Source organism: Phytopseudomonas daroniae, from assembly GCF_004327285.1.
Classification (GTDB): domain Bacteria; phylum Pseudomonadota; class Gammaproteobacteria; order Pseudomonadales; family Pseudomonadaceae; genus Aquipseudomonas; species Aquipseudomonas daroniae.
The window spans coordinates 165,645-188,127 of record NZ_QJUI01000002.1 but is presented as its reverse complement, the minus strand read 5'-3'; the positions used below and the strand labels follow the sequence as shown (position 1 = coordinate 188,127).

The 22,483-nt window shown below is 62.5% G+C and carries 19 protein-coding genes, 3 tRNA genes and 1 pseudogene; all 23 read left to right on the top strand.

Going from position 1 to position 22,483, the window contains the following annotated elements:
* Positions 1-17: 17 nt before the first annotated feature.
* A complete protein-coding gene (leuC, locus tag DNK06_RS02685; protein WP_131178505.1) occupies positions 18-1,445 on the top strand; it encodes a 3-isopropylmalate dehydratase large subunit in 1,428 nt (475 codons plus the stop codon).
* 10 nt (positions 1,446-1,455) lie between these two features.
* The gene (leuD, locus tag DNK06_RS02680; protein WP_131178504.1) at positions 1,456-2,103 is read left to right on the top strand and encodes a 3-isopropylmalate dehydratase small subunit; all 648 of its coding nucleotides are present in this window, start codon (positions 1,456-1,458) and stop codon (positions 2,101-2,103) included.
* A gap of 22 nt (positions 2,104-2,125) precedes the next feature.
* Positions 2,126-2,890, top strand: a complete 765-nt coding sequence (locus DNK06_RS02675) for a class I SAM-dependent methyltransferase (protein WP_131178503.1) — start codon at positions 2,126-2,128, stop codon at positions 2,888-2,890.
* A 177-nt stretch (positions 2,891-3,067) separates the two neighbouring features.
* Complete coding sequence (gene leuB / locus DNK06_RS02670) at positions 3,068-4,150, top strand: 3-isopropylmalate dehydrogenase (protein WP_131178502.1); 1,083 nt, start codon at positions 3,068-3,070, stop codon at positions 4,148-4,150.
* A 54-nt stretch (positions 4,151-4,204) separates the two neighbouring features.
* Positions 4,205-5,317, top strand: coding sequence for an aspartate-semialdehyde dehydrogenase (gene asd / locus DNK06_RS02665; RefSeq protein WP_131178501.1), 1,113 nt, complete (start codon positions 4,205-4,207; stop codon positions 5,315-5,317).
* A gap of 119 nt (positions 5,318-5,436) precedes the next feature.
* On the top strand, positions 5,437-6,447 hold the full coding sequence (locus DNK06_RS02660) for an aspartate-semialdehyde dehydrogenase (RefSeq protein WP_131178500.1): 1,011 nt from the start codon (positions 5,437-5,439) through the stop codon (positions 6,445-6,447).
* A 147-nt stretch (positions 6,448-6,594) separates the two neighbouring features.
* A complete protein-coding gene (locus DNK06_RS02655) occupies positions 6,595-9,453 on the top strand; it encodes a motility hub landmark protein FimV (RefSeq protein WP_131178499.1) in 2,859 nt (952 codons plus the stop codon).
* Between the two features lie 36 nt (positions 9,454-9,489).
* Positions 9,490-10,323 carry a tRNA pseudouridine(38-40) synthase TruA gene (gene truA, locus DNK06_RS02650; protein ID WP_131178659.1) on the top strand — a complete coding sequence of 278 codons (834 nt, stop codon included), beginning with the start codon at positions 9,490-9,492 and terminating at the stop codon, positions 10,321-10,323.
* An 88-nt stretch (positions 10,324-10,411) separates the two neighbouring features.
* Complete coding sequence (locus DNK06_RS02645) at positions 10,412-11,044, top strand: phosphoribosylanthranilate isomerase (RefSeq protein WP_131178498.1); 633 nt, start codon at positions 10,412-10,414, stop codon at positions 11,042-11,044.
* A 172-nt stretch (positions 11,045-11,216) separates the two neighbouring features.
* Positions 11,217-12,101, top strand: a complete 885-nt coding sequence (gene accD / locus DNK06_RS02640; RefSeq protein WP_131178497.1) for an acetyl-CoA carboxylase, carboxyltransferase subunit beta — start codon at positions 11,217-11,219, stop codon at positions 12,099-12,101.
* The gene (folC, locus tag DNK06_RS02635; RefSeq protein WP_131178496.1) at positions 12,098-13,405 is read left to right on the top strand and encodes a bifunctional tetrahydrofolate synthase/dihydrofolate synthase; all 1,308 of its coding nucleotides are present in this window, start codon (positions 12,098-12,100) and stop codon (positions 13,403-13,405) included. Before accD ends, folC begins: the two co-directional genes overlap by 4 nt.
* A complete protein-coding gene (locus DNK06_RS02630; RefSeq protein WP_131178495.1) occupies positions 13,389-14,024 on the top strand; it encodes an SPOR domain-containing protein in 636 nt (211 codons plus the stop codon). Before folC ends, DNK06_RS02630 begins: the two co-directional genes overlap by 17 nt.
* Positions 14,025-14,097: 73 nt before the next feature.
* Positions 14,098-14,664, top strand: coding sequence for a CvpA family protein (locus DNK06_RS02625; protein WP_131178494.1), 567 nt, complete (start codon positions 14,098-14,100; stop codon positions 14,662-14,664).
* A gap of 28 nt (positions 14,665-14,692) precedes the next feature.
* Complete coding sequence (gene purF / locus DNK06_RS02620) at positions 14,693-16,195, top strand: amidophosphoribosyltransferase (protein WP_131178493.1); 1,503 nt, start codon at positions 14,693-14,695, stop codon at positions 16,193-16,195.
* 167 nt (positions 16,196-16,362) lie between these two features.
* The gene (locus DNK06_RS02615) at positions 16,363-17,574 is read left to right on the top strand and encodes an O-succinylhomoserine sulfhydrylase (RefSeq protein ID WP_131178492.1); all 1,212 of its coding nucleotides are present in this window, start codon (positions 16,363-16,365) and stop codon (positions 17,572-17,574) included.
* 83 nt (positions 17,575-17,657) lie between these two features.
* Positions 17,658-17,733: transfer RNA gene (locus DNK06_RS02610), tRNA-Val, on the top strand.
* A 36-nt stretch (positions 17,734-17,769) separates the two neighbouring features.
* A tRNA-Asp gene (locus DNK06_RS02605) sits at positions 17,770-17,846 on the top strand.
* A 93-nt stretch (positions 17,847-17,939) separates the two neighbouring features.
* Positions 17,940-18,016: transfer RNA gene (locus DNK06_RS02600), tRNA-Asp, on the top strand.
* Between the two features lie 315 nt (positions 18,017-18,331).
* A complete protein-coding gene (locus DNK06_RS02595; RefSeq protein ID WP_131178491.1) occupies positions 18,332-19,144 on the top strand; it encodes an energy transducer TonB in 813 nt (270 codons plus the stop codon).
* Positions 19,145-19,231: 87 nt separating this feature from the next.
* The gene (locus DNK06_RS02590) at positions 19,232-19,957 is read left to right on the top strand and encodes a MotA/TolQ/ExbB proton channel family protein (RefSeq protein WP_131178490.1); all 726 of its coding nucleotides are present in this window, start codon (positions 19,232-19,234) and stop codon (positions 19,955-19,957) included.
* Between the two features lies 1 nt (position 19,958).
* On the top strand, positions 19,959-20,360 hold the full coding sequence (locus tag DNK06_RS02585; protein ID WP_131178489.1) for an ExbD/TolR family protein: 402 nt from the start codon (positions 19,959-19,961) through the stop codon (positions 20,358-20,360).
* 95 nt (positions 20,361-20,455) lie between these two features.
* Positions 20,456-21,394 carry a LysR family transcriptional regulator gene (locus DNK06_RS02580; protein ID WP_131178488.1) on the top strand — a complete coding sequence of 313 codons (939 nt, stop codon included), beginning with the start codon at positions 20,456-20,458 and terminating at the stop codon, positions 21,392-21,394.
* A pseudogene (locus DNK06_RS25480) lies at positions 21,387-22,320 on the top strand (prolyl oligopeptidase family serine peptidase). Before DNK06_RS02580 ends, DNK06_RS25480 begins: the two are co-directional and overlap by 8 nt.
* The last annotated feature ends 163 nt before the right edge of the window (positions 22,321-22,483 follow it).

The window sequence follows — 22,483 nt, the reverse complement described above, 5'->3', positions numbered from 1 at the left end:
CCGATGAGGACAGGCTGATGGCAGGCAAGACGCTCTACGACAAGTTGTGGGAAATGCACGAAGTGAAGCGACGCGACGACGGTTCGTCGCTGATCTACATCGACCGCCACATTCTTCACGAAGTGACGTCGCCCCAGGCTTTCGAAGGCCTGCGTCTGGCCCAGCGCAAACCCTGGCGCATCGATGCCAACATCGCCACGCCCGATCACAACGTGCCGACCACCCGCGCCGAGCGCCTGGGTGGCCTGGACGCCATCGCCGATGAAGTCTCGCGCATCCAGGTCAAGACTCTGGACGAGAACTGCGACGACTTCGGCATCCTCGAATTCAAGATGAACGACGTGCGTCAGGGCATCGTTCACGTGGTCGGCCCGGAGCAGGGCGCCACCCTGCCGGGTATGACCGTGGTCTGCGGCGACTCGCACACCTCCACCCATGGCGCTTTCGGCGCACTGGCCCACGGCATCGGTACGTCCGAGGTCGAGCACGTGCTCGCCACCCAGTGCCTGGTCGCCAAGAAGATGAAGAACATGCAGGTGCGCGTGGAAGGCAAGCTGCCATTCGGCGTCACCGCCAAGGACATCGTGCTCGCGGTGATCGGCAAGATCGGCACCGCCGGCGGTAACGGCCATGCGCTGGAGTTCGCCGGCAGCGCGATCCGCGAGCTGTCCCTCGAAGGGCGCATGACCATCTGCAACATGTCCATCGAGGCTGGCGCTCGTGTCGGTCTTGTGGCCGTGGACGAAAAGACCCTGGCCTACGTCAAGGGCCGCCCGTATTCGCCTAAAGGCGAGCACTGGGAGCAGGCCGTTACCCTGTGGCGCGACCTGGTGTCCGATGCCGATGCGCATTTCGATACCGTGGTCGAACTGCGTGCCGAAGACATCAAGCCGCAAGTCAGCTGGGGGACTTCGCCAGAGATGGTGCTGGCCGTCGACCAGAACGTGCCGGATCCGGCCCGCGAAAGCGACCCGGTGAAGAAGGATTCGATCACCCGCGCCCTCAAGTACATGGGGCTCGCCGCCAACCAGCCGATCACCGATATCCAGCTGGATCGCGTGTTCATCGGCTCCTGCACCAACTCGCGTATCGAGGATCTGCGCGCCGCCGCTGAGGTGGCCAAGGGCCGCAAGGTCGCGGGTACCATCAAGCAGGCGCTGGTCGTGCCGGGCTCTGGTCTGGTCAAGGCCCAGGCGGAAAGCGAAGGCCTGGACAAGATCTTCATCGAGGCCGGTTTCGAATGGCGTGAGCCAGGCTGCTCCATGTGCCTGGCGATGAACCCGGACAAACTCGGCAACGGCGAGCATTGCGCATCGACCTCCAACCGCAACTTCGAAGGCCGCCAGGGCGCCGGTGGCCGTACCCATCTGGTCAGCCCGGCCATGGCCGCCGCTGCTGCGGTGACCGGTCGCTTCATCGACGTTCGCGAATTGATCCAGGCCTGAGGAGCACGACATGACACCTTTCACTCAACACACCGGCCTGGTCGCTCCCCTCGATCGTGCCAACGTCGATACCGACCAGATCATTCCCAAGCAGTTTCTCAAGTCGATCAAGCGCACCGGCTTCGGCCCGAACCTGTTCGACGAGTGGCGTTACCTGGATGTCGGTCAGCCGAATCAGGACAACTCCAACCGTCCGATCAACAAGGATTTCGTGCTGAACTTCCCGCGCTACCAGGGCGCCAGCGTGCTGTTGGCCCGCGAGAACTTCGGCTGCGGCTCGAGCCGTGAACACGCACCCTGGGCGCTGGACGAATACGGTTTTCGCACCGTGATCGCGCCGAGCTTCGCCGACATCTTCTTCAACAACAGCTTCAAGAACGGCCTGCTGCCGATCATCCTCGCGGAAAGCGAAGTGGATGCACTGTTCGAGCAGGCCGAGGCCCAGGAAGGCTATCAACTGACCGTCGATCTCGCGGCGCAAACCGTGACCCGTCCTGACGGTGTGCAGTACAGCTTCGAAGTCGATGCCTTCCGCAAGCATTGCCTGCTCAACGGCCTTGATGATATCGGCCTGACCTTGCAGGACGCTGACGCGATCCGCGCTTTCGAAGTCGGTTATCAGCAGCGTCAGCCCTGGTTGTTCGGCGCTATCAAGTAACAGCGTCGCTGGAGAGTCGCAGATGACGGATAAAGGTCACGCAGGGGTGGTACAGCGCCAGTTCGGTGAGCAGGCCAACGCTTATCTGACCAGTACGGTGCATGCCCAGGGCAGCGAATTCGCCCTGTTGCAGGCCGAAGTCAGCGGGCATGACCAGGCTCGTGTGCTCGATCTGGGCTGCGGTGCTGGGCATGTCAGCTTCCAGATTGCGCCGCAGGTGGGCGAGGTGGTGGCTTATGACCTCTCCGAGCAAATGCTCGAGGTGGTCGCCCGTGCTGCTGCAGAGCGTGGTCTGAACAATCTGCGCACCGTGCACGGCGCCGCTGAGCGACTGCCTTTCGCCGAGGGCGAGTTCGATTTCGTCTTCAGCCGTTACTCGGCGCATCACTGGAGCGATCTCGGCCTGGCCCTGCGTGAGGTGCGTCGAGTGCTCAAGCCCGGTGGCGTGGCCGCTTTCATCGATGTCGCGTCGCCGGGCCGGCCGTTGCTGGACACCTACCTGCAGAGCGTCGAGGTGCTGCGCGACACCAGCCATGTGCGTGACTATTCGCCGGCCGAATGGCTGCGTCAGGTCAGCGAGGCGGGCTTGCAGGTGCGCAGCCATACCCGGCAGCGTCTGCGTCTGGAGTTCGCTTCCTGGGTCGAACGGATGCGCACGCCGCAGGTGATGCGTGAGGCGATCCTGGCCTTGCAGGGGGCTGTCGGCGAGGAGGTGCGCGAGTACTTCGAGATCACCGCGGACGGCTCTTTCAGCACCGATGTGCTGGTGCTCTGGGCGGAAAGATAAGGTTACGTGTTGTCTGTCGATGGGCCGTGCGTACCATTGACCCATGCTGCCTGGGCGTCGAACATGGCGCCCTTTTCGGCAGGGCAGAGGTCGCAGGCCTGTTCAGGTTTCTAAATGTCGCAGGCATTTGACCCATAGATGGGGGCGTGCGACCTGGGTTTCGTGAAGGAAAAAACGATGAGCAAGCAGATTCTGATTCTCCCCGGTGACGGTATCGGCCCGGAAATCATGGCCGAAGCAGTCAAGGTGCTGCGCCTGGCCAACGACAAGTTCGCCCTGGACTTCGAGCTCTCGTTCGACGAGCTGGGCGGTGCTGCCGTGGACAAGTATGGCGTGCCCCTGGCCGACGAAACCCTGGAGCGCGCACGCGCTGCCGATGCCGTGCTGCTTGGCGCAGTGGGCGGGCCGAAGTGGGACAAGATCGACCCGGCCATCCGCCCGGAGCGTGGCCTGCTGAAGATCCGTTCGCAACTGGGCCTGTTCGCCAACCTGCGTCCGGCGATCCTCTATCCGCAACTGGCCGATGCCTCATCGCTGAAGCCGGAAGTGGTCGCGGGCCTGGATATCCTCATCGTGCGCGAGCTGACCGGTGGCATCTACTTCGGTCAGCCCCGCGAGAGCAAAGTACTCGATAATGGCGAGCGCATGGCCTACGACACGCTGCCGTACAGCGAAAGCGAGATCCGCCGTATCGCCAAGGTCGGTTTCGACATGGCCCGCGTTCGCGGCAACAAGCTGTGCTCGGTGGACAAGGCCAACGTGCTGGCCTCCAGCCAGCTGTGGCGCACGGTGGTCGAAGAAGTGGCCAAGGATTATCCTGACGTCGAACTGAGCCACATGTACGTCGACAACGCCGCCATGCAACTGGTGCGTGCGCCCAAGCAGTTCGATGTGGTGGTCACCGACAACATGTTCGGCGACATCCTGTCGGATGAAGCTTCCATGCTCACCGGTTCCATCGGCATGCTGCCGTCTGCTTCGCTGGATGCCAACAACAAGGGCATGTACGAGCCGTGCCACGGTTCGGCGCCGGATATCGCCGGGCAGGGCATCGCCAACCCGCTGGCGACCATTCTCTCGGTATCCATGATGCTGCGTTACAGCTTCAATCAGACCCAGGCCGCCGATGCCATCGAACTGGCCGTGAGCCGCGTGCTCGATCAGGGTCTGCGTACCGGCGATATCCACTCGGCGGGTACGACCAAGGTCGGCACGGCGGCGATGGGTGATGCGGTAGTCGAAGCGCTGCGTAGTCTGTAATCTTCCAGGCCGCTGGAACTTGTCCGGCGGTTTGTTCATATAGGTGTAGTGGTTATGAAACGTGTAGGTCTTATCGGTTGGCGTGGCATGGTGGGTTCCGTACTCATGCAGCGCATGCTGGAAGAACAGGATTTCGATCTGATCGAGCCGGTGTTCTTCACTACCTCCAATGTCGGCGGCCAGGGCCCGGCCATCGGCAAGGAAACCGAGACGCTCAAGGATGCTTACAGCATCGATGAGTTGAAAGGTCTGGACGTGATTCTCACCTGTCAGGGTGGCGACTACACCAACGAAGTCTTCCCCAAGCTGCGCGAAGCCGGCTGGCAGGGCTACTGGATCGATGCAGCGTCCTCGCTGCGCATGGCCGACGACGCGGTGATCGTGCTCGATCCGGTCAACCGCAAGGTCATCGACCAGCAGCTCGACCTGGGCGCGCGTAACTACATCGGTGGCAACTGCACCGTCAGCCTGATGCTGATGGCGCTGGGTGGTCTCTACGAAGCCGGTCTGGTCGAGTGGATGAGCGCCATGACCTATCAGGCGGCTTCCGGTGCCGGTGCGCAGAACATGCGCGAACTGATCAAGCAGATGGGCGCGGTCAACGCCAGTGTGGCGGATGAGCTGGCCGACCCGGCCAGCGCCATTCTCGATATCGACCGCAAGGTGGCCGAAGCCATGCGCGGCGATGCGTTCCCGGTCGACAACTTCGGCGTACCGCTGGCTGGCAGCCTGATTCCTTACATCGACAAGGAACTGCCTAACGGGCAGAGCCGCGAAGAGTGGAAGGCCCAGGCGGAAACCAACAAGATTCTCGGTCGCTTCAAGAACCCGATTCCGGTCGATGGTATCTGCGTACGCATCGGCGCCATGCGCTGCCACAGCCAGGCACTGACCATCAAGCTGAACAAGGATGTGCCGCTGTCCGATATCGAAGGGCTGATCAGCCAGCACAATCCCTGGGTCAAGCTGGTGCCGAACCATCGCGAAGCCAGCATTCGCGATCTCGGCCCGACAGCCGTCACGGGCACGCTGAGCGTGCCGGTCGGGCGTCTGCGCAAACTTAACATGGGCTCGCAATACCTGGGTGCCTTCACCGTGGGTGACCAACTGCTATGGGGGGCGGCCGAGCCACTGCGCCGCATGCTGCGGATCCTGCTGGAGCGCTAAGGCAGAAACACCCAAGGGGCGGGTTGTATAGTGATCGCTTGCGATTGCCATCGCCCGCCCCTCTGCTTTTCGGTAGAGTGCCGGGTCTGTTTCAGCTATCGAGCGTCAGGCTCCCCCTCATGACTTCTACCTTTGATATCGCCATCGTCGGCGCCACCGGCAGTGTTGGCGAAGCCCTCCTGCAAATTCTCGAAGATCGCGACTTTCCGGTCGGTGACCTGCATTTGCTCGCCAGCAGCGAATCGGCAGGCCGTACGCTTGCCTACAAAGGGCGCAATCTGCGTGTGCGTGCCGTCGAAGGTTTTGATTTCCGTGCCGTGAAACTGGCGTTCTTCGCCGCGGATCAGTCGGTGACGCTGGCCCATGCCGATGCCGTGCGCAAGGCCGGCTGCTCGCTGATCGATCTTTCTGGCGCACTGCCCGGCGAGCAGGCGCCGCGGGTGGTGCCTGAGGTCAACGCAGGCGCGCTCGAAGGGCTTGAGGCTCCGTTCGCGCTGACCAGCCCATCCTCGATCGCCGTGGCGGTAGCGCTGGTGCTGGCGGCGCTGCGGCAGCAGGTGCAGGTGCGCCGACTGGTGATCGACGCCGGGCTCGCGGTGTCCAGCCGTGGGCGGGAGGGGGTAACCGAGCTGGCCCGGCAAACCGCCGAGTTGCTCAACGGTCGGTCGTTCGAGCCGCGTCTGTTCGACCGGCAGATGGCCTTCAACGTGCTCGCCCAGATCGACGAGCCGGACGCGCAGGGGCATGGCCGCCTGGAGCGTCGGGTCAACGAAGACATCAAGGCCCTGTTCAATGATGCTTCGCTGAATGTCGCGGTCAGTTGTCACCAGGTGCCGGTATTCTTTGGCGATAGTTTGAACGTTACCGTGCAGGCTTCTTCGCCTGTCGAGCTGGAGCCGGTTCTCGCTGCACTGGATGCCGCAGCCGGTATCGAGCTGGTCGATGCGGGGGATTATCCGACCGTCATCGGTGATGCCGTCGGTCAGGATGAGGTGTACGTAGGCCGCGTGCGGCGTGGTTTGGACGACCCCAGCGAGCTCACTTTGTGGATTGTGTCTGATAATGTGAGAAAAGGTGCGGCTTTGAACGCCGTGCAACTGGGCGAGTTATTGATAAAACACCATCTGTAAAAGATACTTATCCGGAAATTTGAAGATTTATTCGAGCTTGGCAATTACTGAGCGAGCTGATTGTTGGCTGGGGGAACCTGCAGAGGGGCAGCCGGCAATCACCAACCCTCTCGTTGTGCGAGAGCAGTTAACACAAAGGAAAAGGCTATGCTTCGGGTTCGTAAACTGGTACTGGCTATCGCTGCGGCGTCGGCGCTGTCTTCCGGTATGGCGCATGCGCTGGGTGTCGGTGAGCTGACACTCCAGTCATCTCTGAACCAGCCTCTGGTAGCAGAAATTGAACTCCTGGATGTGCGTGATCTTTCCGCCGAGGAAATGCGCCCGGCGCTCGCCTCCCCGGAAGAGTTCAACAAGGCCGGAGTCGACCGCCAGTATTTTCTGACCGACCTCAAGTTCACGCCTGTCATCAAGCCGAACGGCAAGAGCGTGATTCGCGTGACCTCGACCAAGCCGGTTCGCGAGCCCTACCTGAATTTCCTCGTGGAAGTGCTGTGGCCCAATGGCCGCCTGCTGCGTGAATACACACTGCTGCTCGATCCACCTCTTTACTCCCCCCAGGCCGCAGCCGCACCGCAATTGCCGGTCGCCGCTCCTGCGCCACGGCCTGCTACTTCCGCGCCGAGCACGCCGCCGCGCGCCGCGGCGCCTGTGCCAACGCCGGCTGCTCCGCGTACTGCAGCGGCAGAGCAGGGCAGCGAATACCGCACCAACACCAACGACACCCTGTGGGAGATTGCCCAGCGCGTACGCGGTAACGGCAGCGTCCATCAGGCGATGCTCGCCATTCAGGATCTCAATCCGGATGCGTTCATCGATGGCAACATCAACCGCATGAAGAGCGGCCAGGTGCTGCGCCTGCCGGACGAGGGGCAGATCGCCAGTCGCAGTCAGGCCGAGGCATTGGCTCAGGTTGGCGAACAGAACAGTTCCTGGCGCCAGGCGCGCAGCGCTCCGGCAACTGCCGGTACTCGACAGATCGATGCCACGCGCCGCACCGGTGCCGGCGCAGCACCTGCCGAAGTGCAGGCCGAAGACAAGCTCAAACTGCTGGCCGCCGATGCGGGTACGGCCACTGCGGGCAGCGAAAACGGTTCCAACGACAGTGCGGCGTTGAGCAATCAACTGGCAGTCACCCAGGAAAGCCTGGATTCGACCCGTCGTGAAAACGACGAGCTGAAAGATCGCATGAACGACCTGCAAAGCCAGCTCGACAAGCTGCAGCGGCTCATTCAACTGAAAGACAACCAATTGGCCAAGATGCAGGCCGATGTGTCAGCCACCGACGGTCAGGCTGCCGCTGATGATGACGCAGCACCTGCCGCCACGGGCCAGGCGCCGACTGAGTCCACGACCAATCCAGGTGAGGCTGCCACGCCTGCTGCTCCTGCGGGCGAAACACCCGCGGTTCCAACTGAGCCTGCAACTGAGGCCCCGGTAGTCGGCGAGCCAGCTCCGCAGCCTGGTACCGATGGTGCTCCCGCAGCACAAACCGATGGCGCTGCTGCTCCGGCCGAAGAGCCAGCGGTAGCCAGTCAGCCGGCGCCAGCCGAACCTGCCGCTCCCATCGTCAACAAGGCCCCGGAGCCGGTAGCCGCCGCGCCCGAGCCAGTCGATGAAGACAGCGCCCTCGACAAGCTGCTGGCCAACCCGATGCTGCTGGGTTTGATCGGTGGCAGCCTGTTGTTGGCATTGCTGCTGGTGTTGCTGATCCTGTCGCGTCGCAATGCGCGCAAGGAAGCCGAGGAGGAAGAGAGTCTCGCGGTATACCAGGAAGACACCCATCGCTTCGACAGCGACCTGGAACTGCCTGCCGACAGTCTGAATGATCTGCCGGATGACCTGGCTGCTCCGCTGCAGCCAGTCGGCGAGGAGCGGGTCACTGCGCAGACCGGTGACGCCCTGGGCGAGGCCGATATCTACGTCGCTTACGGCCGCTTCAATCAGGCCGCCGAGCTGCTGCACAACGCCATCAACGACGAGCCGCAGCGCACCGACCTGCGTCTGAAGCTGATGGAAGTCTACGCCGAGCTGGGCGACCGCGAAGGCTTCGCCCGCCAGGAAAACGAACTGCGTGAAATCGGCGGTGCCAATGCCGAAGTCGAGCAGCTGAAAAGTCGTTACCCGGCCATGGTGGTGCTTGGCGGCGCCGCTACGCTGGCTGGCGCTGCCGCCGCCGATGATCTGGATTCCTTCAGTCTGGACGACCTGGAATTGGACGAACCCGCTCAACCGGCGGCATCGCAACCTGCCGACGACGCCTTCGATCTCGACCTGGATGCACTCGAGGCCGAATTCGCCGCTGACCCGCAGGCGACGGCTCAGGACACCAGCGGTTTCGACGAAATCGACACCCTGAGCCTGGATTCCGATCTGGATCTGCAGGCTCCCGAACAACCAGCCGCAAGCAAGGATGACGAAGTGGCTTTCGATCTGGATCTCGGCAATGAAGCCGATAACCGTCAGGAGCTCGGTGGTGAGCTGGCGGACTTCAGTCTTGATCTGGACTCGCCTGGCATTCCAGCAGCGGCTCAGGAAGATGAGTTCCTGCTGAGCCTCGATGAGGACGTCGACAAGGCGCCAGCCAACGATGGTCTGACTGATTTCTCCTCGGCTCTTGCGGACGAAAAGGCTCAGGATGATTTTGGCCTGCCAGCCGATTTCGACCTGTCGCTCAACGACGAAACGCCGGCTCCGGCCGCGGATGCCAGCTTCGCCGCTCAGCTCGATGACGTGACTGCCGAACTCGACCAGTTGGCCGAAAGCCTTGAGCAGCAAGGTCAGCTGGAGCCGCAAGGCCAGCAGGCGGATGCCCCGTCGCTCGACGACGATGAGGACTTCGACTTCCTCTCGGGTACCGACGAGACCGCTACCAAGCTGGATCTGGCGCGGGCCTACATTGATATGGGCGATACCGAGGGTGCCCGTGACATCCTCGATGAAGTGATCGCCGAAGGTAACGATGGTCAGCAGCAGGAAGCGCGAGAGCTGATCGGCAAACTGGTTTGATACATGTCTGATGTGCGTACCTCGACGGCAGCCGAAATGGCTGCCGTCGGCATTTACAAGATAGCCCTGGGTGTCGAGTATCGTGGCGCCCGTTACCGTGGTTTCCAGCGTCAGCGCGATGGTGTCCCATCGATCCAGGCGTCCCTCGAGAAAGCCCTTTCCAAGGTCGCCGGTGGCGCGCCCGTGACGCTGAGCTGTGCCGGGCGTACCGATGCCCTGGTGCATGCCAGTGGCCAGGTGGTGCACTTCGACACCACGGTCGAGCGCTCCATGCACGCCTGGGTCATGGGCGCCAACATGAATCTGCCCGGTGACATCAGCGTGACCTGGGCCAAGGCCATGCCGGGGCACTTCGATGCACGCTTCTGCGCCATGGCGCGCCGCTATCGCTATGTGATCTACAACGATCAGATCCGCCCGGCGCACATGGCCGAAGAGGTGACCTGGAACCACCGCCCGCTGGATATCGAACGCATGCGTGAAGCCGCGCGCGTATTCATCGGTACCCATGATTTCAGTGCCTTTCGTGCTCGACAGTGCCAGGCCAAGTCGCCGATCAAGACGGTGCACCATCTGGAATTGCTGCAGCACGGGCGTTTCATCGTGCTGGATATTCGCGCCAACGCCTTCCTGCACCATATGGTGCGTAACATCGCCGGTGTGCTGATGACCATCGGTGCTGGTGAACGGCCTGTGGAGTGGGCTGGCGAGGTGCTGGAAACCGGTGTACGACGCACTGGCGGCGTAACGGCCCATCCATACGGGCTGTATCTGGTGCAGGTGGATTATCCGGCCGAGTTCGAGTTGCCGACACGCTATCTGGGGCCGCATTTCCTATCCGGCCTGAGAGACGTGGCGATCCCGGAGTAAGCGGCGGAGCAGGGCGGGCACAGCAATTAATGGCCCGCCTTTGTTGGTCATTTGTTACCATCCGGCCTTTCGCGGAGGTATTCGTCTTTTGTCAGTCGTTCGCTGCAAGATCTGCGGGATTACCCGCCTCGAGGATGCGCTCGCCGCAGTGGCGGCCGGTGCCGACGCGATCGGTCTGGTGTTCTATGAGCGCAGCCCGCGGGCGGTGTCGATCGAGCAGGCGCGGGCCATCGTTACAGCGTTGCCGCCGTTCGTGACCACGGTCGGCCTGTTCGTCGACATGCCGCGAGCCGAGATGGACGAGGTACTGGCCGCGGTGCCGCTGGATCTGCTGCAGTTTCACGGTGATGAAAGCGCAGCCGATTGCGAAGCGGTGGGGCGGCCTTACATCAAGGCCCTGCGGGTTCGTGCGCAGGATGATGTGACGGCCCTGGTGGATGCTTATCCAGGCGCGCGCGCGGTACTGCTCGATACCTTCGTGGAAGGGGTGCCCGGTGGTACGGGGCAGGCCTTCGACTGGTCGCTGGTGCCGGTGCAACTGAGCAAGCCGGTTATCCTGGCGGGCGGCCTGACCCCGGAAAACGTCACGGCGGCAATCGCTCAGGTACGTCCTTATGCAGTGGATGTCAGCGGAGGCGTCGAGGCGGGCAAGGGCATCAAGGATGCCGCCAGGGTAAAAGACTTCGTGCGTGCTGTTCGAGCGGTAGGAGACTTGATGTGACGGCGCTGCTCAGCGGGCCGTCCATACTCCTATCGCCGCGACGAGTGCGCGCTTTTTTCGTGGTCGGGCAAGGTGGTGGGCGTAACGCCGGCCCCTGTGGCGACCGCTTTGTGAATTCGCTTGTCATGTGCAGCAAGCATGTTGAAGCCTACAGCGTTGGAGAATTGAGAGCATGAGCAACTGGCTGGTAGACAAACTGATCCCATCGATCATGCGTTCCGAGGTCAAGAAGAGTTCGGTGCCGGAAGGCCTGTGGCACAAGTGCCCGTCCTGCGAGGCCGTGCTGTACAAGCCCGAGCTGGAAAAGACCCTGGACGTTTGTCCCAAGTGCAGTCACCACATGCGTATCAATGCGCGGGCGCGCCTGGACATCTTCCTCGATGCCGAGGGTCGTGAAGAGATCGGCGCCGATCTCGAGCCCAGCGATCGCCTGAAATTCCGCGACAGCAAGAAGTACAAGGATCGCCTGGTTGCTGCGCAGAAGCAGACCGGCGAGAAGGACGCGCTGATCTCCATGAGCGGCACCCTGGAAGGCATGCCGATCGTGGCCTGCGCCTTCGAGTTCTCCTTCATGGGAGGCTCCATGGGTGCGATCGTCGGTGAGCGCTTCGTGCGTGCCGCCAATGTGGCGCTGGAGAACCGCTGCCCGTTCGTGTGCTTCGCCGCTTCCGGTGGTGCGCGCATGCAGGAAGCGCTGATCTCGCTGATGCAGATGGCCAAGACCTCGGCCGTTCTGGCGCGTCTGCGCGAAGAAGGCATTCCGTTCATTTCCGTGCTCACCGATCCGGTCTACGGCGGCGTTTCCGCCAGCCTGGCCATGCTGGGTGATGTAATCGTTGCCGAGCCGAAGGCGCTGATCGGCTTCGCCGGCCCGCGAGTGATCGAGCAGACCGTTCGCGAGAAACTGCCAGAAGGCTTCCAGCGCAGCGAGTTCCTCATCGAGCACGGCGCCATCGATATGATCATTCACCGTGCCGAGCTGCGTCCGCGCCTGGCTCGCCTGCTGGCTCAGTTCACCCACCAGCCATCTCCTGCAGCGCTGCCGGTCACTGCATGACCCAGCGCTCCCTGGCCGAGTGGCTGGCGTACCTGGAGCGTTTGCATCCGAGCGCCATCGACATGGGCCTGGAGCGCTCCCGGGAGGTCGCCGAGCGCCTTGGGCTTTCCCGGCCGGCGCCGCGAGTGATCACGGTGACCGGCACCAACGGCAAGGGCTCGACCTGCGCCTTTCTCGCCTCGTTGCTGCGCGCTCAGGGCCTCAAAGTCGGCGTGTACAGCTCGCCGCACCTGCTGCGCTACAACGAGCGAGTACAGATCGACGGCCTGGAGGCCAGCGATGAAGGTCTTTGTGAGGCCTTCACGGCGGTCGAAGCGGCGCGTGGCGAAACCTCGCTGACCTATTTCGAAATGGGCACTCTGGCCGCTTTCTGGCTGTTCGAGCGCGCCGCTCTGGATGTCGCGGTGCTGGAAGTCGGCCTGGGCGGGCGCCTGGATGCGGTAAACCTGATCGACGCCGACCTGGCACTGATCACCAGTATTGGCGTGGATCACGCCGACTGGCTGGGCGATACCCGCGAGTCCGTTGCGTTCGAGAAGGCTGGCATTCTGCGTGCTGGCAAACCCGCGTTATGCGGCGACTTCGATCCACCGCTGCCGCTGCTGGAGCGTGTCGCCGAGCTCGATGCGCCGTTCTTCCTGCGTTGCCGGGATTTCGATCTGAGCATCGCTGAAGATGGCTGGAACTGGTATGGGCTGACTGCCCGCGGTGAAGTGTTGCGCCTCGCGGGCTTGCCATTGCTCGATCTGCCCATGGAGAACGCCGCGCTGGCGCTGCAGGCCTATGCCTTGCTCGACCTGCCGTGGGATGCGGATCGTATCGCCAGTGCTTTGCAGGTGACGCGGGTCGCCGGGCGTCTGGATCGTCGTCACTTGAACTGGCAGGGCAAGTCCCTCACTCTGTTGCTCGATGTAGGGCACAATCCCCACGCAACTCAGTTCCTTGCCGGGCGTCTGCAGGCCCGTCCGTCCGCAGGCCGGTGTCTGGCGGTGTTTGGCCTGCTGGCCGACAAGGATCTGCCTGCCGTGGTGGCGCCGCTGTTGGGCGAAGTGGCGCATTGGGCGGTGACTTCATTGCCAACCGAGCGCTCACGTCCCGCGGCCGAGTTGCATGGTCATCTGGTCGCCTGCGCCGCGCAGGCCGAGATGTATAGCGATGTGGCGAGTGCTCTGCAGGCACAGTGCGAGCGCGCCACGGCAGGGGATGAAATTCTGCTCTTTGGATCTTTTTTCTGCGTGGCCGAAGCCCTGATGTGGCTGGAGCGTCACGCCCAGGAGGGTGTGCAGGATGGCAATGCTGGATAGCGGAACGAAGCAACGTATTGTCGGGGCTCTGGTGCTGGTAGCGCTGGCGGTGATTTTCCTGCCGATGCTGCTGTCCCGTCCTGACGAGTTGCGTCATGTGGTGGTCGATGCGCCAAGCATACCGGCCAAGCCGGTGGTGCCGGAAATCGAGATGCAACCGGTGATCGTTCCGGATCCCCAGGAGTTACCGCAGGAGCCGATACCCGGCGATAGCGCGGCTGCCGGAGATGCGCAGGCACCCGTCGAGCAGCCGATCGTCGAGTTGCCCGCCGACGAAACGCCTGTGGCGACTCCAGCTCCGCAACCAACGCCGAGCAAGCCCGCCGAAGTGACTCCACCGCCGCAGAAGGCTCCGGCCGAGCGTCTGGATGCCAACAGCCTGCCGGTCAGTTGGTCGGTGCAGTTGGCCAGTCTGTCCAGTCGCCCGGGGGCGGAAACCCTGCAGAAAACCTTGCGTGCTCAGGGCTACAACGCCTACATCCGTAGCGTCGATGGCATGAACCGGGTATTCGTCGGGCCGTTGATCGAGCGGGTCGAGGCCGACCGTTTGCGTGATCAGCTCAACCGTCAGCACAAGCTCAATGGCTTCGTGGTGCGCTTCCAGCCAGAAAGCAACTGACTCGGTATCTGCGCTTAACCGATGGGCAGGGCTCTGCTAAAATACAGCGCCTCTTCCATCGGTAGCCTGCATCGTGGCATTCACTTGGGTCGATTGGGCGATCATCGCCGTCATCGCCGTATCCAGTCTGATCAGCTTGAGCCGTGGCTTCGTCAAGGAAGCCCTGTCGCTTGTCACCTGGATTATCGCTGGCGTCGTAGCCTGGATGTTTGGCGGTGCGCTCTCGCAGCATCTCGGTGCCTACATCGAAACTCCTTCCGCCCGCGTCATCGCCGCCTGTGTCTTGTTGTTCGTATTGACCCTGCTGGTCGGGGCCTTGATCAATTATCTGATCGGTGAACTGGTTCGGGTGACCGGGCTTTCGGGCACGGATCGTTTTCTCGGTATGGTATTCGGTGCTGCTCGCGGTGCCTTGCTGGTGGTGGTCGCAGTCGGGCTATTGAGCCTGGCGCCTGTCGAGCAGGATGTCTGGTGGCAGCAGTCGACGTTGCTACCGCATTTTCTGATGGTTGCAGACTGGTCGAAGAACCTCATCCTGGGGATGTCCAGCGAGTGGTTGGCGAGCGGTATCCGCGAGCCGGTCGAACTGCCGTTCAAAGACGTGCTGCCGGGAACCATTCCCGCTGGCACTGGTAATTAGTCGTTCCACTGAGTAGGGGTTGCGTCACATGTGTGGCATTGTCGGTATCGTCGGTAAATCGAACGTCAATCAGGCGCTGTATGACGGGCTCACCGTCCTCCAGCACCGCGGCCAGGATGCTGCCGGTATCGTTACCAGCCATGAGGGACGGCTGTTCCTGCGCAAGGACAATGGCCTGGTGCGCGATGTGTTCCAGCAGCGGCACATGCAGCGCCTGATCGGCCACATGGGCATCGGCCACGTGCGCTACCCGACTGCCGGTAGCTCCAGCTCTGCCGAGGCGCAGCCGTTCTATGTCAACTCGCCCTACGGCATTACCCTGGCGCACAACGGCAACCTGACCAACGTCGAGCAACTGGCCAAGGAGATCTACGAATCGGATCTGCGCCACGTCAACACCAGCTCCGATTCTGAGGTGCTGCTCAACGTATTCGCCCACGAACTGGCTGTGCGCGGCAAGCTCAACCCCAGCGAGGAAGATGTGTTCGCTGCGGTCAAGGACGTGCACAAGCGTTGCCGTGGCGGTTACGCGGTGGTGGCGATGATCACCGGTTACGGCATCGTCGGCTTCCGCGACCCGAACGGCATTCGCCCGATCGTCTTCGGCCAGCGTCATACCGACGAAGGCGTCGAATACATGATCGCTTCCGAAAGCGTGGCGCTGGACGTCCTCGGCTTCACCCTGATCCGCGACCTGGCTCCCGGCGAGGCGGTGTACATCACCGAAGAAGGTCAACTGCATACCCGTCAGTGCGCGCCTAATCCGCACCATGCGCCGTGCATCTTCGAACACGTTTACCTGGCTCGTCCGGACTCGATCATGGACGGTGTATCGGTATACAAGGCGCGCCTGCGCATGGGCGAGAAGCTGGCCGACAAGATTCGTCGTGAGCGCCCGGAACACGATATCGACGTGGTCATCCCGATTCCCGATACCAGCCGTACTTCGGCGCTGGAATTGGCTAACCACCTCGGCGTGAAGTTTCGCGAAGGTTTCGTCAAGAACCGCTACATCGGTCGTACCTTCATCATGCCGGGGCAGGCGGCCCGCAAGAAGTCGGTACGCCAGAAGCTCAATGCCATCGAGCTGGAGTTCCGCGGCAAGAACGTGATGCTGGTGGACGACTCCATCGTACGCGGCACCACCTGCAAGCAGATCATCCAGATGGCCCGTGAAGCTGGCGCGAAGAACGTGTATTTCTGTTCGGCGGCACCTGCCGTGCGTTATCCGAACGTGTATGGCATCGATATGCCGAGCCCACACGAGCTGATCGCCCATGGCCGTACGACCGAGCAGGTAGCCGAGCTGATCGGTGCCGATTGGCTGATCTATCAGGATCTCGATGACCTGAAAGAGGCTGTCGGTGGTGGCAAGATCAAGATCGAACACTTCGATTGCGCGGTGTTCGATGGCCAGTACGTGACCGGCGACGTCGACGAGGCTTACCTCAATCGCATCGACCTGGCGCGTAACGATGGCTCCAAGACCGAGGGTCAGGTCAGCGAGATCATCGGCCTGTATAACAACTGATCGACAGGTACGTAGGGTGGATGACGCTTCACCCATCCACCGCTTTGCAATCGCAATGGTGGATGAAAAGAGTATCCCCGATCCACCCTACATGACTTGAAGCGCTTAGCAATTGATTGACGACCGGGCCCATGTGGCCCGGACTGGTTTCTGGACGAGGACGCGATATGACGCAGGAATGGGATGCCGGTCGGCTCAACAGCGATCTGGACGGTGTCGGCTTCGACACCCTGGCGGTGCGTGCCGGGCAACACCGCACGCCGGAGGGCGAGCACAGCGAGGCGCTGTTCACCACCTCCAGCTACGTGTTCCGCACCGCCGCCGACGCAGCTGCACGCTTCGCCGGTGAAGTGCCGGGCAACGTCTATTCGCGCTACACCAACCCCACGGTACGTGCCTTCGAGGAGCGTATCGCAGCGATGGAAGGCGCCGAGCAGGCGGTCGCGACCGCTTCGGGTATGTCGGCGATCCTGTCCATCGTCATGAGCCTGTGCAGCGCCGGTGACCATGTACTGGTGTCGCGCAGCGTATTCGGCTCGACCATCAGCCTGTTCGAAAAGTATTTGAAGCGTTTCGGTGTGCAGGTCGACTACGTGCCGCTGGCTGATCTGCAAGCCTGGGCGGGTGCATTCAAGCCCAACACCAAGCTGCTGTTCGTCGAGTCGCCTTCCAACCCGCTGGCCGAGCTGGTGGATATCGCTGCGCTGGCCGCAATCGCCCACGAGCGTGGTGCGCTGCTGGCAGTGGACAACTGCTTCTGCACGCCTGCGCTGCAACAGCCGCTGAAGCTCGGTGCGGATATCGTCATGCACTCGGCTACCAAGTTCATCGACGGTCAGGGCCGCGCCATGGGCGGTGTGGTGGCCGGTAGTGCCAAACTGATGACGGATGTGGTGGGCTTTCTGCGTACCGCAGGGCCGACCCTGAGCCCGTTCAACGCCTGGATCTTTCTCAAAGGCCTGGAGACGTTGCGTATCCGCATGCAGGCCCATTGTGCCAGCGCCCTGGCACTGGCTCAGTGGCTGGAGCAACAGGAGGGGATCGAGCACGTGTATTACGCTGGTCTCGCCAGCCATCCTCAGCATGAACTGGCTGCGCGTCAGCAGAGCGCCTTTGGTGCAGTCGTGAGTTTCGAAGTCAAGGGAGGCAAGGAGGGCGCCTGGCGTTTCATCGATGCCACACGAGTGATTTCCATCACCACCAACCTGGGCGACACCAAGACCACCATCGCCCATCCGGCGACGACGTCCCACGGTCGCCTGTCGCCGCAAGAGCGTGCCAATGCCGGTATTCGTGACAGCCTGATCCGGGTTGCGGTCGGCCTGGAAGACGTGGCCGATCTCAAGGCCGATCTGGCTCGTGGTCTGGCGGCGCTGTAAAAACCATTATTTTAGAAAAAATCGAAGCGGGGCCTTGACTTAGGTTTGGCCCCCGCGTAAATTTCGCGGCCTCGCAAGACGAAGGGTGATTAGCTCAGCCGGGAGAGCATCTGCCTTACAAGCAGAGGGTCGGCGGTTCGATCCCGTCATCACCCACCACTTCACTTGAGAGATTGGACGCAAGTCCACCGACGCGCAGCGGTAGTTCAGTCGGTTAGAATACCGGCCTGTCACGCCGGGGGTCGCGGGTTCGAGTCCCGTCCGCTGCGCCATATTTTCCATGCAAGACATTGTCTGGCATGTGATGCGAAAGCAAGTTTCGCATCTGCGATGCAAGAGTTGTACGGACGCAAGTCCACCGACACGCAGCGGTAGTTCAGTCGGTTAGAATACCGGCCTGTCACGCCGGGGGTCGCGGGTTCGAGTCCCGTCCGCTGCGCCATATCAACCTGCCTTGGGCAGGTTCCCTGAAAAGCGGCCATTGGCCGCTTTTCTTGTTTCTGCTCTCCTCAATTCCTGTTGGCTGACGCGCCCTGATCGCATGGCGCTGACTGGGCCACCTGTCGCCATCACATTTCCATCTCATTGACACCAGGAGCCGTTCTCCAGAATCGATATTCTCCAATCGAATAACCATCTGAAAAAAAGTGATTTTACGAAATAATCGGTAACCCTCATTCTTGGCCGCACCAGACAACTGGAATTCCGTTTTTGCTTAGACCGGCTCTAAGCCGGTACTTCCAGGAGTCTGTTGGTAATGGGTAATCTTCAATCCTCCGTGCGTTCCACCGCGGCCTGGCAGCAGGCTCGTGTGCCCGGAGAGGTCTTTGACCTCGGTGTACCTCTGCGTCAGGCGCTGGGTACGCTGCGTCACACCCCCCATGCCTCGCGTCCCGTCCTGGGGCGTCGTGAAGCGATTCTGCTTGGCACCTTTGCGCTGGTTCTGCATGCCGCGGTACTGGTCTGGCTGAGCCAGCGACCCGAGCCGGTGCTACCGGAAGTGCCAGTGGAAATCCCGCCGATGACCATCGAGTTCGCGGCCCCGACTCCGCCACCGGAGCCCGTGATCGAACCGCCACCGCCCGAGCCTGTCGTCGAGCCGCCACCACCGGTGGTCGACGAGTTGGCAGTCAAGCCGCCGCCCAAGCCGGAACCACCCAAGCCACAGCCGCCTAAACCCAAGCAGGAGCCCAAGCCCGTGCCGAAACCGGTCGAGCCCGCGCCTGCACCACCCAAGGTCGAAGCGCCACCGGCACCGCCTGCACCGCCCGCACCAAAACCGGTGACCGAGACGCCGCCGTCCGCCAATGCCGCTTACCTGCGCAACCCGGCGCCGGAGTATCCCTCGCTGGCCCAGCGCCGCGGTTGGGAAGGCACCGTACTGCTGCGCATCCGCGTGCTGGCCAATGGCAAACCCGGCGACATCCAGATCCAGACCAGCAGCGGTCGTGACGTACTCGACCAGGCCGCGGTTAAAGCCGTACAGCGTTGGAGCTTCGTGCCCGCCAAGCGTGGCGATGTCGCCCAGGAAGGCTGGGTCACCGTACCGCTGGACTTCCGCCTGAACTAAGCGCACCGCAACACCCTTTTTCCACGAGCCCGGGACAGCCCGGGTTCGAACCCCGTCATCGACATACCGTTTTCCGAGGAACGCATCATGAACCTGTTAGTGGACTCCCCCCTGCAATCGGTCGAACATGCCGTCATCTGGCTGCTGATCGGCTTTTCCGTCGTCACCTGGGGCCTGGCCCTGATCAAGGGCATCCAGTTCGCTCGCCAGCGCCATCAGGATCGCAAGTTCCAGAAGCTGTTCTGGTCAGCCACCAGTCTCGACTCGGCCGCCGAACTGGGCCAGAACCAGTCCGGCGCGGTAGCTCATGTGGCCCAGGCCGGCTTCGCCGCCATCCAGGTACCGGACGGCCAGCAGCCAGGTGACCTCAGTCAGGCGATCAACCACCAGGATCGCCTCGAACGCGCCCTGCGTCAGCAGATCCAGCGTGAGCGTCGTTCGCTTGAATCCGGTCTGGCGGTGGTCGCCTCTATCGGTTCCACCTCACCCTTCATCGGCCTGTTCGGCACCGTGTGGGGCATCATGGAAGCGCTCAAGGGCATCAGCGCGGCGGGCAACGCCAGCCTGGAAACCGTGGCTGGTCCGATTGGTGCCGCCCTGGTCGCTACTGGCGTGGGTATCGCCGTCGCGGTACCGGCGGTGCTGGTCTACAACTACTTCCTGCGTCGCCTCAAGCTGACCGCTGCGGATCTGGACGACTTTGCCCATGACTTCTACAGCCTGGCGCAGAAGAGTGCCTTCAAGGTTATTGTCCATCCGGGCGCCAAGCGCGGCGGTATCGCCAGCGGCCAACCTGTAAAAGAGGCGGTGTGAGATGGCTTTCTCGACCCAGGACAACGATGAAGTCCTCAGCGAAATCAACGTCACGCCGCTGGTAGACGTGATGCTGGTACTGCTGGTGGTGTTCATCGTCACCGCACCGCTGCTGACCAACTCGATTCCGATCAACCTGCCGAAGACCGAAGCCGTGGCCCCAGCAGATCAGAAAGACCCACTGGTGATCAGCATCGACGGTGACGGCAAGCTGTTCATCAACAAGGACGAGATTGAGCCGGAGTTGCTGGAAAGCAGCCTGATCCAGGCCAAGGCCGATGATGCCGAGCTGAAGGTGCAACTGCAGGCCGATGACCAGGTGGACTACGGTTCGGTGGCCAAGGCCATGGCCGCCATCGAGCGCGCCGGCATCACCAAGCTGGCGGTGATCACCGCACGCTGATTAACGGTACAACTGCCGCAACAGACCCTGGGGCCTGCAGCGATTGCTCAGGCCCTTGTCCATTTCCGACATCCCATTTCGTGGCTGTGCGCTCCATGCATATCGATCTTCGCCAACTTCGTCATTTCATCGCGCTGGTCGAACATCGCAACTTCACATCGGCCGCCGAGGCGATGAGCATTTCCCAGTCGGCGTTCAGCCGCAGTATCCAGGCGCTGGAGCAGGGTTTTGGTGCACGGCTGGTGGATCGCACCCGTAATCTGGAGCCGACCCGCAAGGGGCGTCTGGTGCTGGAGCATGCCAGGCGGTTGATTGGCGATGCCCAGGAGTTGCTAAACGAGGTACGCCAGTTCAACGAGCAGGACGCTGGCGAGGTGCGCTTCGCCTGTGGCCCGGCGCCCGCTGCCTGGCTCATGCCTCAGGCCATCGGCCTGTTCAACCGGCGTTTGCCCAAGGTTCGCCTGCGTTTTCAGGTGGATAACTGGCAGGCGTTGGGGCAGCGCCTGCTGGCCGAGGAGTTCGAGTTCTTCGTCGCCGATAGCCGTAACTTCGAGATCGATCCGGACTACCAGGTGCAGCCACTCAGTCAGCACCGCTGGGGTTTCTGTTGCCGCCAGGAACATCCACTGGCCGCGTTCGACGAGGTCACGGTTGAGCAGCTCCTAGGCTATCCGGTTGCCGGTACGGTGCGCCCGCCGAACCTGCGCAAGGCATTGGTCGAGCTCAGTGGCAAACCGGACTTCCAGACCAGTATCGAGTGCGAGAACGGCTACAGTCTGATCGCGGTGTTGCAGCATTCCGATGCCATCGGCACTACCAATGTCAGCGACAGCAACCCTCACCTCGGTGCGGGCGGTCTCAAGTTGCTCGCGGTGGCCGGGCTGGATATGCGGGGTGAGGAGTTCTACACCCATTACGGCATCATCAGCCGCGCCGGCTATCGCTTGTCCTACCCGGCGCAACTGCTGATCGAGAGCTTTCTCGACGCCGATCGCGAATTGCAGGTGCGCGAATCGGGGACGACGGATGCCTGACAGGCGTCTATTGCCACTGGTCTGGTTGCTGCTGTGGTGTGCACCAGCCGGCCTTGCCGATTCAGTCAGCGAAGCGAGGGTAGCGGCACGCTCTCAGCAAGGCGACCCCTATCCGCTTGCCGAGGTGTCGTTCGCTGGCGGTGTGCGGGGCTTGCCAGGGCTGGTGTACGAGCGCCGCGACGGATTCCGCCCATTGGCTCTCGACCTCTATCTGCCGCCCGGAGAAGCCCGCCCCAGCCCGCTACTGCTGTTCGTGCACGGCGGCGGCTGGTCGGGGGGCCATTCGCGTGCGCTGGGGGAGCTGGAGGATTTCCCGGCGCTGTTGGCGGAGCTGGCCGGGCGAGGTTACATAGTCGCTTTGATCGATTACCGCCTGAGCGGCGAGGCACACTTTCCCGCGCCGCTGGAGGCTATCCGCGCGGTCATGGTATGGCATCGACCCGACGCGAGTGGCGATCTGGGGCGCTTCGGCAGGGGCGCATCTGGCCGCCCTGGCGGCTTTCGACTCGCCCTTGCCGGTGCGTGCGCTGGTCGGCTGGTTCGGGGCCTATGACCTGTCGACCTTGCTGGCGGATGCAAGCTATCCGGACATCGCCGCGGCCGCCGGCAAGTTGCTGGGGTGCGCCCCGGCGGAGTGTTCCAGGGCGGTATCGCAGGCCGCCAGCCCGCTGGCGAGGCTGGGCAGGCGCGCTCCTGCGAGCCTGCTGATCCACGGTGACGATGATCGAGTGGTGCCCCCCGCGCAGTCGGTTGCCATGGCCGAGGCATTGCGCCGCCAAGGGGCCGAGGTCGGGCTGGTGCTGATCCCCGCCGTGGGGCACGGCCTGGTTGGATCGGAGCTGGCCGTCACCCGTGCAGCCAATCGCAGGGCCTTGGAGGCCAACGTGACATTCCTCGACAGGACGTTGCAGGGACGGGAGGAGTGATGGCGATTGCTTCCGTCTATCTGATCGTGGCCCTGGGAGCCGCGGTGGCTGGTTTCGCCCAGGGGCTTTCTGGGTTCGCTTTCGGCCTGGTAGCCATGTCGGCAGATAGTGCTGGGCCTGCTCACGGCTTCGGGAGTCGCTCTGCTCGCATCCTCCGTTCCGG

Bases quoted from the DNA above. Each gene is read 5' to 3' on its own strand.
- leuC (WP_131178505.1), top strand. From the start codon at position 18: ATGGCAGGCAAGACGCTCTACGACAAGTTGTGGGAAATGCACGAAGTG.
- leuD (WP_131178504.1), top strand. From the start codon at position 1,456: ATGACACCTTTCACTCAACACACCGGCCTGGTCGCTCCCCTCGATCGT.
- DNK06_RS02675 (WP_131178503.1), top strand. From the start codon at position 2,126: ATGACGGATAAAGGTCACGCAGGGGTGGTACAGCGCCAGTTCGGTGAG.
- leuB (WP_131178502.1), top strand. From the start codon at position 3,068: ATGAGCAAGCAGATTCTGATTCTCCCCGGTGACGGTATCGGCCCGGAA.
- asd (WP_131178501.1), top strand. From the start codon at position 4,205: ATGAAACGTGTAGGTCTTATCGGTTGGCGTGGCATGGTGGGTTCCGTA.
- DNK06_RS02660 (WP_131178500.1), top strand. From the start codon at position 5,437: ATGACTTCTACCTTTGATATCGCCATCGTCGGCGCCACCGGCAGTGTT.
- DNK06_RS02655 (WP_131178499.1), top strand. From the start codon at position 6,595: ATGCTTCGGGTTCGTAAACTGGTACTGGCTATCGCTGCGGCGTCGGCG.
- truA (WP_131178659.1), top strand. From the start codon at position 9,490: ATGGCTGCCGTCGGCATTTACAAGATAGCCCTGGGTGTCGAGTATCGT.
- accD (WP_131178497.1), top strand. From the start codon at position 11,217: ATGAGCAACTGGCTGGTAGACAAACTGATCCCATCGATCATGCGTTCC.
- folC (WP_131178496.1), top strand. From the start codon at position 12,098: ATGACCCAGCGCTCCCTGGCCGAGTGGCTGGCGTACCTGGAGCGTTTG.
- DNK06_RS02630 (WP_131178495.1), top strand. From the start codon at position 13,389: ATGGCAATGCTGGATAGCGGAACGAAGCAACGTATTGTCGGGGCTCTG.
- purF (WP_131178493.1), top strand. From the start codon at position 14,693: ATGTGTGGCATTGTCGGTATCGTCGGTAAATCGAACGTCAATCAGGCG.
- DNK06_RS02615 (WP_131178492.1), top strand. From the start codon at position 16,363: ATGACGCAGGAATGGGATGCCGGTCGGCTCAACAGCGATCTGGACGGT.
- DNK06_RS02595 (WP_131178491.1), top strand. From the start codon at position 18,332: ATGGGTAATCTTCAATCCTCCGTGCGTTCCACCGCGGCCTGGCAGCAG.
- DNK06_RS02590 (WP_131178490.1), top strand. From the start codon at position 19,232: ATGAACCTGTTAGTGGACTCCCCCCTGCAATCGGTCGAACATGCCGTC.
- DNK06_RS02585 (WP_131178489.1), top strand. From the start codon at position 19,959: ATGGCTTTCTCGACCCAGGACAACGATGAAGTCCTCAGCGAAATCAAC.
- DNK06_RS02580 (WP_131178488.1), top strand. From the start codon at position 20,456: ATGCATATCGATCTTCGCCAACTTCGTCATTTCATCGCGCTGGTCGAA.